General features: G+C 63.5%; 13 protein-coding genes. 9 read left to right on the top strand and 4 right to left on the bottom strand.

Features of this window, described 5'->3' with window-relative positions:
- The first annotated feature begins 166 nt into the window (after positions 1-166).
- Genes EHF33_RS03255 through EHF33_RS03240 form a run of 4 tightly spaced genes read left to right on the top strand, consistent with a single transcriptional unit; the run spans position 167 to position 4,299 of the window.
- A complete protein-coding gene (locus EHF33_RS03255; protein WP_124872768.1) occupies positions 167-3,193 on the top strand; it encodes a GAF domain-containing sensor histidine kinase in 3,027 nt (1,008 codons plus the stop codon).
- Between the two features lie 45 nt (positions 3,194-3,238).
- A complete protein-coding gene (locus tag EHF33_RS03250) occupies positions 3,239-3,646 on the top strand; it encodes a hypothetical protein (RefSeq protein ID WP_124867845.1) in 408 nt (135 codons plus the stop codon).
- Between the two features lie 15 nt (positions 3,647-3,661).
- Positions 3,662-4,063 carry a hypothetical protein gene (locus tag EHF33_RS03245; protein ID WP_241191232.1) on the top strand — a complete coding sequence of 134 codons (402 nt, stop codon included), beginning with the start codon at positions 3,662-3,664 and terminating at the stop codon, positions 4,061-4,063.
- Positions 4,060-4,299: a hypothetical protein gene (locus tag EHF33_RS03240; protein WP_124867843.1), complete on the top strand. Its 240-nt coding sequence runs from the start codon at positions 4,060-4,062 to the stop codon at positions 4,297-4,299. The genes EHF33_RS03245 and EHF33_RS03240 overlap by 4 nt, the downstream gene beginning before the upstream one ends.
- Here the strand turns inward: EHF33_RS03240 and hisG are convergent.
- Both hisG and EHF33_RS03230 read right to left on the bottom strand, forming a co-directional pair.
- Entirely contained in the window at positions 4,296-4,943 is a 648-nt protein-coding gene (gene hisG, locus EHF33_RS03235; RefSeq protein ID WP_124867841.1) for an ATP phosphoribosyltransferase, read from the bottom strand. The two genes, EHF33_RS03240 and hisG, sit on opposite strands and share 4 nt — an antisense overlap.
- Entirely contained in the window at positions 4,940-6,049 is a 1,110-nt protein-coding gene (locus EHF33_RS03230) for an ATP phosphoribosyltransferase regulatory subunit (protein ID WP_124867839.1), read from the bottom strand. Before EHF33_RS03230 ends, hisG begins: the two co-directional genes overlap by 4 nt.
- 123 nt (positions 6,050-6,172) lie before the next feature.
- Here EHF33_RS03230 and EHF33_RS03225 point away from each other — a divergent pair, with 123 nt between their 5' ends.
- Entirely contained in the window at positions 6,173-6,742 is a 570-nt protein-coding gene (locus tag EHF33_RS03225; RefSeq protein WP_124867837.1) for a hypothetical protein, read from the top strand.
- Between the two features lie 12 nt (positions 6,743-6,754).
- The gene (locus EHF33_RS03220) at positions 6,755-7,549 is read left to right on the top strand and encodes an endonuclease III domain-containing protein (RefSeq protein ID WP_241191231.1); all 795 of its coding nucleotides are present in this window, start codon (positions 6,755-6,757) and stop codon (positions 7,547-7,549) included.
- Positions 7,550-7,568: 19 nt separating this feature from the next.
- On the opposite strand, the gene EHF33_RS03215 is transcribed toward EHF33_RS03220, so the two are convergent.
- Positions 7,569-8,513: a DUF4388 domain-containing protein gene (locus EHF33_RS03215; protein ID WP_124867835.1), complete on the bottom strand. Its 945-nt coding sequence runs from the start codon at positions 8,511-8,513 to the stop codon at positions 7,569-7,571.
- A 182-nt stretch (positions 8,514-8,695) separates the two neighbouring features.
- Between EHF33_RS03215 and guaA the strand changes: the two genes are divergently transcribed.
- Positions 8,696-10,228, top strand: coding sequence for a glutamine-hydrolyzing GMP synthase (guaA, locus tag EHF33_RS03210; protein ID WP_124867833.1), 1,533 nt, complete (start codon positions 8,696-8,698; stop codon positions 10,226-10,228).
- A 106-nt stretch (positions 10,229-10,334) separates the two neighbouring features.
- On the opposite strand, the gene EHF33_RS21725 is transcribed toward guaA, so the two are convergent.
- Positions 10,335-10,469 carry a hypothetical protein gene (locus EHF33_RS21725; RefSeq protein ID WP_277425529.1) on the bottom strand — a complete coding sequence of 45 codons (135 nt, stop codon included), beginning with the start codon at positions 10,467-10,469 and terminating at the stop codon, positions 10,335-10,337.
- Positions 10,470-10,546: 77 nt separating this feature from the next.
- On the opposite strand from EHF33_RS21725, the gene EHF33_RS03205 reads away from it, so the two are divergent.
- Positions 10,547-11,137, top strand: coding sequence for a hypothetical protein (locus EHF33_RS03205; RefSeq protein ID WP_124867831.1), 591 nt, complete (start codon positions 10,547-10,549; stop codon positions 11,135-11,137).
- Between the two features lie 313 nt (positions 11,138-11,450).
- The gene (locus tag EHF33_RS03200) at positions 11,451-12,803 is read left to right on the top strand and encodes an MFS transporter (protein ID WP_124867829.1); all 1,353 of its coding nucleotides are present in this window, start codon (positions 11,451-11,453) and stop codon (positions 12,801-12,803) included.
- Positions 12,804-12,819 lie beyond the last annotated feature (16 nt).

Below are 12,819 nucleotides of genomic sequence, written 5' to 3'. Positions count from 1 at the left end.
AAACGGCGTGAGTTATGAAATAACTGTTGACCCGACCAGCGGGAGTGGGAGCAATACGGATTCCAGAATGGAGTTGGCTTTCGGTACTTTTCCGAAAGAGAACGGAATGACCGGAATCCGTACGAGGGAGTTTAAGCTGTTTGGCTGCTAGGCTTACTTCACCGTGATGCTCGCCGCCCTCGCCCAGCTCAGCCAAGCCCAGCACGCCAGCGGATTTTTGCAGGCGCTGACCGCCATTGCCGCCGAGCAGACCAAAGCGCACGGCGCACAGGCGCGGCTGGGCGACTCGCTCAGCGTCATCTGCGCCGAGGGGCGCGGGCTGGGGCTCAGCGACGGCAGTTTGGCCCGCCTCGCCCTGACCACTGGCGCACCGCAGCGCAGCGCCATGATCTGTGCCTTGCCGCTGCTGTGCGGTTCCGGCGCAGTGCTGGAAGTCATCGGCGGCGCTGAGGCGGCCCTCCTTGAGCTGGAAACCGCGCTGCCGCTGCTGTGCCTCGCTTTTGAGGGCGCACTGGCCAGGGAAGCGCGGCGCGGGCGCGGACGCGTCACCGAGACGCTGGCGCAGCTGAGTACCCGCATTGGCGGAAGCTTGGATTTGGCCGAGGTGCTGACCGCCACGGCCCACAGCGCCGCCCATTCGCTGGGCTTCGAGCGGGCGCTGGTGGGCTTGTTTACCGAGCAGGACGAGAGCGGAGCGCGGGCACGCGAGGTTTTCACGCACGGCTTTGACCAGAGTTTCAGCGGCGATGTGGGGGTGGGGCCGGAGAGCTTCGAGCGCTTGATGGAGCGCGGCGAGGTGATCGTGTATGACCACGAGCGCGACCACGCGACGCCGCTGAGCCGGGGACTGGCCGAGTTCGCGCCGCTCTTGGCCTTGATCGCGCCGCTCAAAGCGCGGGGCAGGGCGCTGGGGATTTTGTACGCCGATGTGCGGGTGCGCCGCCCGCTCAGCGAGGGAGACGACACCTTGCTGCTGGCGCTGGCCGAGCAAGCCAGCCTCGCCATCGACAACGCCCGGCGTTACGCCGACGAAACCCGCAAGCGCCACGTGGCCGAGTCGCTGCGTGAAGTGGGCGCGGCCCTTTCGCACAGCCTGCACCTCGCCGATACCCTCGGCAGCGTGCTGAGCTACGCCCGCACTCTGTTTGGGGCCGACGCCTGCGCTGTTCACGAGCTGCAACCCGATGGGCGCACGCTGAGCATTCGCAGCGCGGTGGGGCTGAGCAGCGAGTACGTGCTGCGCTCGCGGGCCAAAGTCGGCGCGGGTGTAACCGGGCGGGCCATAGAAAGGGGGCAACTGACTTTTAGCCGCGACGTGAGCGCCGAGAAACAGGGCGGCGGCTCGCGCTACACCCGTCAACTGCTGGCGGCGGGCAAGTACCCTTACCGGGGCGTGGTGGGGCTGGCACTCTCGGCACGCGGGCACGTCTTCGGCGGCCTGACCTTGTATTACAAAGACCCCTTGCCGCTCGATACCGAAGACTTGGCGCTCACCGAAGTGTTTGCTGCGCAGGCCGCGCTGGCCATTGAGAATGCCCGCCTCTACGAAGACGAAGTGCGCCGCGAGCGGGAAGGGGCTGTGCTGCTGAGCGTCGCTGCCCGCTTGCAGTCGCCGCTGGCCCGTGACGCCCTGAGTGAAGTGGCCCGCGAACTCACGGAGGCTTTGGGCGCGGAGCGCGGCCTGCTCATGACTTTGGACGACGCGGGGCGGTTTCATGAGCTGGCCACCGTCCATTTGCCGACCGTCCATTTGAGCGCTGCTGTTCAATCAAATACAACCGTTTACTCGAGCACTGCTGTTCAATTCCACACAGCTGTTCAATCAAGTCCAGATGTCCAGTCGAGTTCAACCGCTCAATCAAATTCAGCCGCTCAATTGAGTGCAGCCGAGCTGCAAGACGCCGCCGACTCCGAGCCGCTGCACTGGCTGGCCTCGCAACTCGGCAAGGGGCCGCGCCCGCTGACCCGCCGCCACCTGTTTGACGGCGCGTCCAGCGGCCTGCTCGCGCCCGTGCAGCATCAGGGCAGTTTGCTGGGCTTTTTTTACGCCGACCACACCCGCGAAGACCCGCCCAGCGAGCGCCACTTGCATTTGGCCCGCTCACTGACCGATCAGGTGGCCCTCTCGCTGAGCCGGGAGCGGCTGCTCAGCGCTCTGGCCCGCGAGGAAGCCCGCTACCGCTTGCTGGCCCACAGCGCCCACGACCTGATTCTCGCCGCCGACCCTGCCGGACGTGTGACCTACGCCAATCCGGCCAGTCAGCGCCTGCTGGGGCCAGTTGAGGGCCGCGACCTGTGGCCGCTGATGAGCGCCCCGGCTTTTTTGACGGCGTGGCAACTCTGCTTGGCCGAGCCGGAAAGCGGGGGAAGGTGCGAGATCGCCGTCAGCGGTCTGGAGCGCGAATTGCGCTTGGAAGTGCGCCTGTCTGCCGTGACGGGGGGTGGCGCGGCGGGCGTACAGGGCATGCTGCTGGTGGCCCGCGACCTCAGCGAACTTCAAACCCTCGCCGCCGAAATCCAGCGGCGCGGCCAAGAGCTGGAGGCGGTGTCGGCCCGGCAAGGCGAGTTGCGGCAATTTCTTTCGCTGTTTACTCAGGCGCAAGAAGAAGAACGCCGGCGCATCAGCCGTGAGTTGCACGACGACACCGCGCAGGTGTTGGTGGCGCTGGGCCGCAGAATCGACCGCCTTGGCCGCGATTTGACCGGCGAGAGCCGCGAGCGGGCCGCCGACATCCGGGCTGATCTCAACTCGGCCATCGAGAGCGTGCGCCGCTTTGCCCGCAATTTGCGCCCCAGTGTGCTGGACGATCTGGGTTTGCTGCCCGCGCTGGAATGGCTGGTGTCGCAGTCCCGCACCCCCACCCGCTTGGAGGTGCAGGGCGCGGAGAGGCGGCTCAGCGGCTTTGCCGAGCTGACGGTGTACAGGGCAGTCCAAGAAGCGCTGGGCAACGTGGACAAGCACGCGCAGGCCAGTAGCGCCGCCGTCAGGGTGATGTTTCAGGCCGGTGAAGTGGATGTCAGCGTCAGCGACGACGGGCGCGGCTTAGACCGGGCCGAAGCGGAGCGGCAAACCCAAGCGGGTCACATGGGGCTGCTGGGTTTGCGTGAGCGGGTCGCACTTTCCGGCGGGGAACTGAGCGTGGAAAGCAGCGCTGGGCAGGGCACGCAGGTGCGCTTCGCGTTGCCGGGGTGACGTTTACCCCCTTTCTGAGCGCGGCTCAGCCGCTAAACTTAAAGGATGAAGACCGCTGCTCCCCGTCTGATCGCCTCGCTGGTGGCGGGTCTCGCCAGCGCCCTGATTCTCTACGGCGTCTTTTTGTCGGATGGACGGCCCTTTCCCTACCACAACCGCGTCCCCGACGCTGAGCTGGCCTTTAAGATGATCCCGCTGGAACTGCTGGTCGGTCTACTCATCGGCTGGCTGGTGTACGGGTTGTTTGGCCGCCGCCAAGCTGCCGCGCCGCGCGGCGACATTCAGGAACGGATGGTCTACCGTTTTGCCCACCGCCGGGGCGGAGCATTCACCTTGCCCGAGCTGGAAACCCAGTCGCCGCTCAGCGCCGAGCAGGCCCGTCAGGTGGTGGAAAAACTCTTGGAAGCGGGCCGCCTGAGCCGCGAGGGCGAGACGTACCGCCTGAAGGCTTGAGATGACCCCAGAAGAATGAACACCGAAGAGATGAACACGGAAGAGATGAACACCGAAGCGCTGCTGCTCACCGAAGCCAATTTCGACGCCTGGGAATCGCTGGGCGCGGTTCTGAACAGTCTTGAGCCGCCATCCGAGCGCTCTGTCTGGTTGCTGGAGCATCTGCGCGAAACCAAGCTGGAAATCTGGGCGCTCTGTCTGGCTGCAACGGACAGGCCCGCCCCGCCCGCCTCCCTGTCGCTACTGGAGTTGTGCCGCTGGGAGGTGGAAAGCGCCCGCTCATTGAGTGCCGTCGAACTCGGAACAAACGCCGTTCACGCGGGCCGAACCTTTGACGTGTCGGGTTTGCTGCGCCAGAGTGCGCGTCATACGGTCTGGCACGCGGGTCAACTGGCGGCGCTTGCCAGCTCTCTGTGAGCGCTCCCTATGCCCTGTTTGATTTGGCGATCAACCGCGCCGCCAATACCCTGCGCGGCCTGCCCACCACTGGGCGGGAAGCGGCACTTGACGAGTGGCATGTCCGAACCCGTTTTGCCCGCCGCGTGCCGCTTAGTGAAGTGCGGCGCTGCTTGGAGACCCGGCCTGCTGGCGTGTGGCACTGGCAAGGCGGGCCGGAAGGCGGCTGGGAAGCAGGGAAGGGGGCGTTTCCTTAAATTCCGTTGCCCTCCTCGGTCAGCTCGCGCAGTCGGGCAATCAAAGGCCGCAGCATCTCGCGCTTGAGTTTGAGCGCCGTGCGGTTGACCACCAAACGGGCGGTCGAGTGCATCACCACGTCGCGCTCCTCTAGGTTGTTGGCCGCCAGAGTGCTGCCGGTCTGCACCAAGTCCACCACCGCGTCAGCCAGTCCGGTGAGGCAGGCCAGCTCGATATTGCCGCTGAGCTTGATGACCTCGGCACTCAGCCCCCGCTGTGCCAGATATTCGCGGGTCAGGCGTGGGTACTTGCTGGCAACCCGGCCAAGCGGCCCCGCCGCGCCCACTTCGCGGATGAGGCTCAGGCGGCAAGCGCTGAACTTCAAGTCCACCGGCTCGTAGACGCTGCGCCCGCTCTCGGCCAGCACGTCTTTGCCGACCACACCCGCGTCGGCCACGCCCAGATCCACGTACACCGGCACGTCCTGATTTCGCAGCTCCAAAACCTGCACGCCGTTCATGTCAAAGCGCAGGGCGCGGCTTTTTTGTGGCAGATACAGCGGCAAGCCTGCCCGCGAGAGCAGGTCTATGGCCTCTTCAAAAATGCGGCCTTTGGGCAGGGCCAGCGTCAAGCCCGCCGCGCTGAACTCGGGAGCCGGATTCACGCCTTCACCTCAATCAGTTGCTCGCCGCGCACCATCCGCACGATGCCCCGCGCCGCCGCGTAGCGTTGCCAGTCGGCTGGGTCGTTTGTCCAGGCCCGCTCTGCCACCAAGCCCAGCGTTTGGGCGTAGTTCACTCCGGCTTCGTCGAGCGCCAGCACCGCTTCGCGCTCGGGGGGAAGGTGGCGGGCGGCCACTTCGGTGAGGCGCTCTAAGCCCACCGCGAAGCCCGCGCCGGGAAGCGTCTCGCCGCGCCCGCCGTAGCGCCCGCCGCCCAAGACCGGCTGCGCGTGGCCCGCCACGTAAGCCCGGAAGGTGTAGCCGCTGTAATAGCCGTAGCGGCGGCTCATGCCCAGATCGAACAGCAACCGTTCTGGCCCGAACGCGGCAGCGATGGCCAAGAGATCATCAAGCGCTTGCCGTGCCCGCTCACCCAGAGGCAGGGCGCTGGCTGCACTCAGCACGTCCGGGCCGCCGTACAAGTCCATCACCCGGTAAAGCAGGTGGCCCAGCTCGGCGGGCAAAGCGTGGGCGCTCAGGCCCGCTGCCAGATCAGGGCCACTTTTTCTATCCATCGCGTCGTGGAGCGTGTCGCGGGCCGCGCCAGTAATGCCTGCGTCTTCGAGGAGGCCGTCCACGAAGCCGGGGTGGCCGACTTCCAAGTGGGCAGCGACCCCCACCGCCGAGAGGGCCGACAGCGCCACTTCCAGCAGCTCGGCGTCGGCCTGTGGGCTGCGGACGCCCAGCAGTTCCACCCCGACTTGGGTAAATTCGCGCAGGTGGCCGAGTTCGCTGGTCTGACCGCGCAGCCACAGCCGCCCGGCGTATTGCAGCCGCAGTGGAAAGGGGCCAGCCGGAAAGCGTCTGCGGGCGAGTTGGGTAATGGCGGTGGTGAATTCGCTGCGCAGCGCCAGCACCGAGCCGCCTACATCAATCAGCTTGAAGGCGGTGGCGTCTTGCGGGTGGTCGTGGTTTTGAAATTCCAGCGTGGGCACGTCCACGCCCCGGTAGCCGTGCTGGGCAAAGTGGGCTGAAAGTTTGGAGCGCAGGTATTCGCGCCAGGCCCATTCGGGCGGCAACACGTCGCGGGTGCCTTCGGGAAGGGTCATGGGGTGTGGGTGGGGGAGAAGGAAAAAAGGAGAGCAAGCATCGCCGGGCATGATAGCGCCGCCCCGAGTGTGTGGGCCGGAGAGCGCCGCCTTCTCACGCGGGCTGCCCTATACTCCGGGCCTATGCCGCGCCTCCGTTTCGCCTTGCTGCTCATCCTTCCGGCGGCGCTCCTCAGCTGCGCCCGCGAAAGCGATCAGTTTAAGCCGCACATCATCATCACCAGTCCTGAAGGCGGCGCAGTCAGCGCCAACAAAAGCTTTACCCTCAAGGGCTACGTCCTCGACGACAAAGCAGTGGCGCTGCTCAAGGTGCAAGGCGAGAAAGTGCCGATCAAAGCGGGCAGCAAAATCGCGCCGTTCAGCTATCAGACCAGTATCAAGGGTGATACCACTACCCTGAGCTTGCTGGCCCTCGACAGCTCCGGCAACAAAACCACTTTGGAGTTGCCGCTGCGGGTAGACAACACCCCGCCGGTCATTCGCGTGACCAAGTTCGAGCGTGACAACAAAATCATCCGGGTCAGCGGCGTTGTTACCGACAACACCAGCGTGGCCCAAGTCTCGGTGGACGGCAGCGTACTCAATATTACGCCGGGCAACAGCACCGAGTTTTATGCTGAAACGACAGGAACTTATGCGGACATTGAGGCCAAAGACGGCGCGGGTAATGTTGCTCAACTGCGGGCCAGATAAGAGCGGTGCGCAGTGAGCTTGCCGCCTCAAACCCGTCCAGCGCAGCGATATCTCTCTGAGCAGCAACCCACTGAACAGCAGCCGACCCGAACACCGCGCTCCAAACCCAGCCTCGCTGAGCAAGCGCCGTCGCCCGCCGAGCTGCCGGAAGTGGCCCGCCGTCTGGCAAAGCGCTATCTGCCCACGCCGCCCACACCCCGCAGGGCGGCTGAGCCCCTCGACGGCCTGATCAGCACCATTTTGTCGCAACAAAACACCGCGCCGATCACCCGGCGGCAGTTCGGGGGGCTCAAGGCGGCATATCCGAGTTGGGAGATGGCACTGGCCGACGGCCCCGACGGCATTGAAACGGTGCTGAAGGCGGCGGGCGGCGGCCTATCGCGCATTAAGGCCAACTACATCTGGAATGTGCTTGACCAACTCGAAACCACACGCGGCGAACTCAGCTTAAAAGACACCCGCCAGATGAACGACGCCGAGGTTCGCACGCTCCTGGAAAGCTTGCCCGGTGTGGGCATGAAAACCGCTTCGTGCGTGCTGCTGTTCGATCTGGCCCGTCCCGCCATGCCGGTGGACACCCACATCCTGCGGATCACCCGCCGCTTGGAGTGGCTGCCCGCCCAGTGGAATGCGGTGAAAGTCGAGCGTTGGTATGACGAAGTCTTGCCCGCGACTTGGGCTGAGCGCTACACCTTTCACGTCTCGGCTATTCGGCACGGGCGCGAAACCTGCAAAGCCCAGCGGCCCAAGTGCGGCGAGTGCGTACTGCAAGAGCTTTGCCCATCGGCGGGAGTATTTTTGAAGTGAAGCGTAGGGCTGGTTTTGTTTACTTGCGCCGCAAGAATGTTCCCAAGCGCTGTAAGGCTGACGGTGTTTCAGCAGCGCTTGGCTTCTCTGCGCCCGTTTCAGATGCCGACCCGAGTTCGCCTGCCATCACCGCGCTCAGCAGCAGCTTGTCGAGTTTGCCCAGCGGTGACTTATCCGGCGGCGGCTCATTTGGTGGCAAGTCATGACCTGTAGGCAGAGAAACCGAACTTGGACTGACTTCAATCTGTAGGGCACCTGCAAAGTTCAGGAGTTTGTTGAAAGCAGATTGACCTCGCTCACTGCCCATGTCTGCACTGATGATCTGATGGGCGCTGAGTTCTATTTCTCCGAGCCAGCGGGGCGCAGAGGGATGAACGCTGAGATCAGAAAGTTTCACCCGGTAACTCCGGCGGCTCACCGAAAACAGTTGCAAGACATCGGCCAGAGGCATCTCCGCCGAAGAAGTCAAAAACGCGGTGCGGTGGGCGTCCGGCTGCAGGTCTTGCACCGAAGCCAACTCCGCTGAGCTGTCAAAGGTGGTGCCGGAGAGGACAGCGGGGGCGCTGCGCTCGTCGCCCTGCGCCGCCAGCGCCATCAGCAGGTTCTCACCGCTGCCCGACAAACTGCGCCGCCGGATGGGAGCCGCGCTCCGGCTGACGCTAAACTGTCCGCCCTGCTGCTGAAAGAGGGTGCGCAGGGCCTTGAGGCCCACATAAGCGCCGATAGGACGGCTGGGCCGGAACATGCAGTCGGCGGGCTGACCCTGATCGAACACCACGCTGAACTCACCCGCCAAGGTCGTGAGCTGCCACACCAGCGTCTCTTGGCGGCGGCACAAGTACAAAAACAAATCTTCCAAGATGTCGTAGGTCAGTTGCCCTTCGATGAAAGTGAGTTGCCGCTGGTCGGTAGCGGGCGGCAGCGCTGCTCTCAGTCCGCTCCGGTTCTCCCGTTGCTGATCCATTCCCGTCTCCTGTGGCCTGCTTGCTGCTGACTGGTCGGCCCGCGTGCTTGGGCGGCCTGCTGTGCATTGTGGCACCTGCTTGCCCCCGAGTGGAGAGGAAAAAGCCGCAAAACCAAGCCGGGTGGTGGGGATGGTGATAAGGGAGCGGCTTTAGCCAGATGCGGGTATGAGAGAATGGAAGCGTGAGCATTGTCATTCTTGATTTCGGCAGCCAGTACACCCGCCTGATCGCCCGGCGTTTCCGTGAACTCGGCACCTACAGCGTCATTTTGCCCGGGAACGCTTCGCTAGAGCGTATCCAACAAGAAAATCCTGCCGGCTTGGTGCTCTCGGGTGGCCCCAGCAGCGTCTATGACGAAGCCGCCCCGCGCCCTGCCGAAGGCGTGCTTGACCTTGATATTCCCATTCTGGGCGTCTGTTACGGCATGCAGTACCTTGCCCACCAAGTCGGCGGCGAAGTCAAGCGGGCAGGCAAGCGCGAGTACGGCAAGGCCGATCTGACGCGCTACGGCGGGCAACTCTTCGAGGGGATTCAGGGCGAGTTCGTGGCCTGGATGAGCCACTCCGACAGTGTGACCCAGTTGCCGCAGGGCTACGAAGTGGTGGCCGAAACGGAGGACACGCCTGTCACCGCCATCGAGAACAGCGTGACCCGCCGCTACGGCGTGCAGTTTCACCCTGAAGTGGTGCATACCCCCAAAGGTGGGCAACTCCTCGCCAACTTTCTGACCATCTGCGGCGCGTCCCGCGACTGGACGGCCCAGCACATCGTCGAAGACCTGATCGCTGGAGTGCAGGCTCAAGTCGGAGACGGGCGGGTGCTGCTCGCCATTTCCGGCGGGGTGGACAGCTCTACGCTGGGTCTGCTGCTGGCCCGCGCCATCGGCGATAAGTTGACGGCCGTCTTTATCGATCACGGCCTGCTGCGCCTCGGTGAGCGCGAACAGGTAGAAGCCGCCCTGACGCCGCTGGGGGTGCATCTGGTGACGGTGGACGCCACAAAGGAATTTCTGGGCGCTCTGGCAGGCGTGTCTGACCCTGAACAAAAGCGCAAGATCATCGGCCGCGAGTTTATCCGGGCCTTCGAACGTGAGGCCCGCGAGTACGGCCCGTTTGATTTTCTGGCGCAGGGCACCCTCTACCCGGACGTGATCGAGTCGGCGGGCGGGCTGAGCAGCGACAAATCCGGCGCGGCCAACATCAAGAGCCATCACAACGTCGGCGGCCTACCGGACGATCTGGCCTTCAAGCTGGTCGAGCCGTTCCGCACCTTATTTAAAGACGAGGTGCGCGAGATTGCCGCCCTGCTGGGCCTGCCTGACCCCGTGCGGATGCGCCATCCTTTTCCCGGCCCTGGCCTCGGCATTCGTATTCTGGGTGAGGTGACGCCCGAGAAGCTGGATATTCTCAAGCGGGTGGACGACATTTTCATTTCGGGTCTGCGCGAGTTTGGCCTCTACGACACCTGCTCGCAGGCGCTGGCGGTGCTGACGCCGATTCAGAGTGTCGGCGTAATGGGCGACGAGCGGACTTACAGCTACACCGTCGCTCTGCGGGCCGTGACCACCGGCGACTTTATGACCGCCGAGTGGGCGCGGCTGCCGTATGACTTTCTGGCCGCCATGAGCAGCCGCATCGTCAACCAGGTGCATGAGGTTAACCGGGTGGTTTACGACATCACTGGCAAGCCGCCCGCGACGATCGAGTGGGAGTGAATAAAAATATAGTGGGTGCCGCTTTGTTTCATTGCATTCGTCTGGCACAGACAAAATAGGCCTGACGCGTCCTGCGACGATCTATTTCATCTGGGACGAAGCGCCGTTATATCTCGAACCCTTGCCAGATCACCTGATTGGCGCACATGCTCAGCACCGAGCCGACGTGCTCCTCATGCTGAATGTCGCTGGTTTTGGTGACTTTTAAGCCTTGACGGTATTGCTCGCTTGAGGCATTCACACCTTCGATGCGTTTCTACGCCCCCACTGCCGCTTTGACCCTCGCCTTTGACCCGCTGGGCGTGATAAAACTCCTCTATGGAAAGCGTCGTTGCCCTCTTTAGTGAACCTGCACAGGCCAAGTCAGCTCTGCAAACCTTAGAAGCACGCGGCTTTAACCGCGACAACTTGGGTTTCAGCATCAATGATCCGGTGGCTGAAAACGATATTGCCCAAGACACCGGCATCTCGCCGGAGCAGGGCGCTCCTGCGGGCGTCAGCGGCGTGCTGCGCGGCACGGGTATAGGCATCTTGGCGGGTCTGGCCATTGCCTTGCCCGTCTGGTTTCTCATCTGGGTGTTTCCCGAAACCCGAATCTACTCGATGGGCGGCGCGTATACGGCGCTGTTCGGGGTATTGGGCGGCGGCGGCATGGGCGGCATCTTCGGAGCGCTGGCCGGAACCGATCACGGCGATTACGTCAAGTTGCTGCGGCAATTCGGCATCCCTGCTGCCGACGCTGAGGCTTACGACGCGGGCATCCGTTCCGGTCACGTGCTGGTGGTGGCCCGGAGCGAGCGCGGTAGCAAGTCCGACGAAGCCCTGAACATCCTCAAGCGCAGCGGCGCGGTGGATTTGTCGCAGGTGCGCGGCAGCGGCGCTCTGGCCAGTCAGCGCGGCACGCACTAAACAAATTCTTTTTATAAAGGGCCATTTCAGAAATGAGGTGGCCCTTTTTCGTTTCCTCCGGCTTACAGTGCCCGCAAGCCGACATGCCCCGTGTCTGATTCCGGAAGAGCGTAGATCTAAGCTTAGGTGGCTGCACCCATACGGCTTGAAGGCTGTACTTGTCGACCCGTTGGAGCTTCGGTCGGTATTTGACTGGCTATAAAAGCCACCACGACACAAATGGGGCTGCACGCACAATCATGCGGCAAAACCCAAGCGTCATACAGAGACTCGCTTTTCTGAGTACAGACTTTTGATTATACTGCTGTTCAGCATGATAACTGGTACCCCTGAGCTCGCGCCGCCGAGAGGCTGGCGCACTTTCCTTACATTGTGGGCGTCGCAGTCGCTCAGTTTATTGGCCACCAATGTCGCTTGGTTTGCCATCACTATCTATTTCACCACTGTGGTCTACGCTGCCGACTCGCAGCGCCCGCAACTCGCGCTGATGGTCGGGGCACTGGGCCTGCTCACTTCCGGGCCGCAAATCGTCTTGGCTCCCCTCGCCGGTTCTCTCACCGACCGCTACAGCCGGCGCAGCATCATGCTGATTTGCGACTCGGTCAGCGCTTTGGTGGCCTTGATGGTTACACTGGTGGTTTGGAGCGGTTCGCTGAATGTGCCGCTGCTGCTGCTGGGCGTGCTGCTGGGGCGGGTTGCGGCAGTGTTTCACGAAAGCGCGTTTGAAGCCAGCTACGCCATGCTGCTGCCCGAATCGCAACTGGCCCGCGCCAACGGCCTGATGCAGACGAGCTACAGCGCTGGGGCTATTCTCGCGCCCGCGCTGGCGGCGCTGATTATCGCGTTTCCGCAACATCTCAGTGGCGGCTTGTGGGGACTGGGCAACGGCACCGGACTGGTGATGGTGCTCGACACGCTCAGCTTTGTGGTGGCGGCTCTCGTTCTTTTCTGGCTCCACATCCCCAGTCCACAGGAGCGCCCCGCTCCCGGCGCAAAGACTGATTTCCGAGCAGATTTCAAGCTGGGCTGGCACTACATCAGCCGCCGCCGCCCGATGCTGCTGCTGGTGCTACTGGTGGGCGTGACCAACTTTGCTTTGGCGGGCGTCAATCTTTACGAAACCTTGCTGGCCCGCTTTAACCTTGACGCCGACTTTGTCCAGCGCGGGCTGAGCTTTGAATCGGGGTACGCCATCATGACCACCGTGACCGGCGTGGGTACGCTGCTCGGCGGCCTGATCATCAGCAGTTGGGGCGGCCTCAAGCGCAACCGCATTTTTGGTCTGCTGATTCCGCTGCTGGTTCAGTCGCTGGCCGTTTTAACGATGGGCTTATCGCGCTCACTGCCGCTGACCTGCGCGGCGCTGCTGATCTTCGGGCTGTCCTATCCGCTGGGCGGAGCGCACTCGGCGGCCATTTGGATGTCGCAGGTGCCGCGTGAGTTGCAGGGGCGTGTCTTCAGCGTGCGGCGGGTGGTGGGGCAGTCGTCTATTCCGCTGGGGGTGGTCGTGTTCAGCGTTTTGTCAGCCCGCTTCGTGCCGGGGCCGGTGGTGGTAGTTTTCGGTGTGGTAGCGGTGCTGGCCATTGTGTCTGCGCTGCTCGGCAAGCAGGTGCGGCGCGTGGAAGACAAAACTTACCTCGACGAATTGGCGGCGCAGGCCAGATAAACGCTTGACCTGACCG

Origin of the sequence: Deinococcus psychrotolerans (genome assembly GCF_003860465.1) — a bacterium.
GTDB classification, from domain to species: Bacteria; Deinococcota; Deinococci; order Deinococcales; family Deinococcaceae; genus Deinococcus; species Deinococcus psychrotolerans.
This window is presented reverse-complemented; position numbering and strand designations above follow the sequence as displayed.

Excerpts from the sequence above, each read along its gene's own strand:
- EHF33_RS03245 (WP_241191232.1), top strand. The coding sequence starts at position 3,662 with ATGAACACCGAAGAGATGAACACGGAAGAGATGAACACCGAAGCGCTG.
- EHF33_RS03215 (WP_124867835.1), bottom strand. The coding sequence starts at position 8,513 with ATGGATCAGCAACGGGAGAACCGGAGCGGACTGAGAGCAGCGCTGCCG.
- EHF33_RS03230 (WP_124867839.1), bottom strand. The coding sequence starts at position 6,049 with ATGACCCTTCCCGAAGGCACCCGCGACGTGTTGCCGCCCGAATGGGCC.
- EHF33_RS03225 (WP_124867837.1), top strand. The coding sequence starts at position 6,173 with ATGCCGCGCCTCCGTTTCGCCTTGCTGCTCATCCTTCCGGCGGCGCTC.
- EHF33_RS03255 (WP_124872768.1), top strand. The coding sequence starts at position 167 with ATGCTCGCCGCCCTCGCCCAGCTCAGCCAAGCCCAGCACGCCAGCGGA.
- EHF33_RS03200 (WP_124867829.1), top strand. The coding sequence starts at position 11,451 with ATGATAACTGGTACCCCTGAGCTCGCGCCGCCGAGAGGCTGGCGCACT.
- EHF33_RS03205 (WP_124867831.1), top strand. The coding sequence starts at position 10,547 with ATGGAAAGCGTCGTTGCCCTCTTTAGTGAACCTGCACAGGCCAAGTCA.
- EHF33_RS03250 (WP_124867845.1), top strand. The coding sequence starts at position 3,239 with ATGAAGACCGCTGCTCCCCGTCTGATCGCCTCGCTGGTGGCGGGTCTC.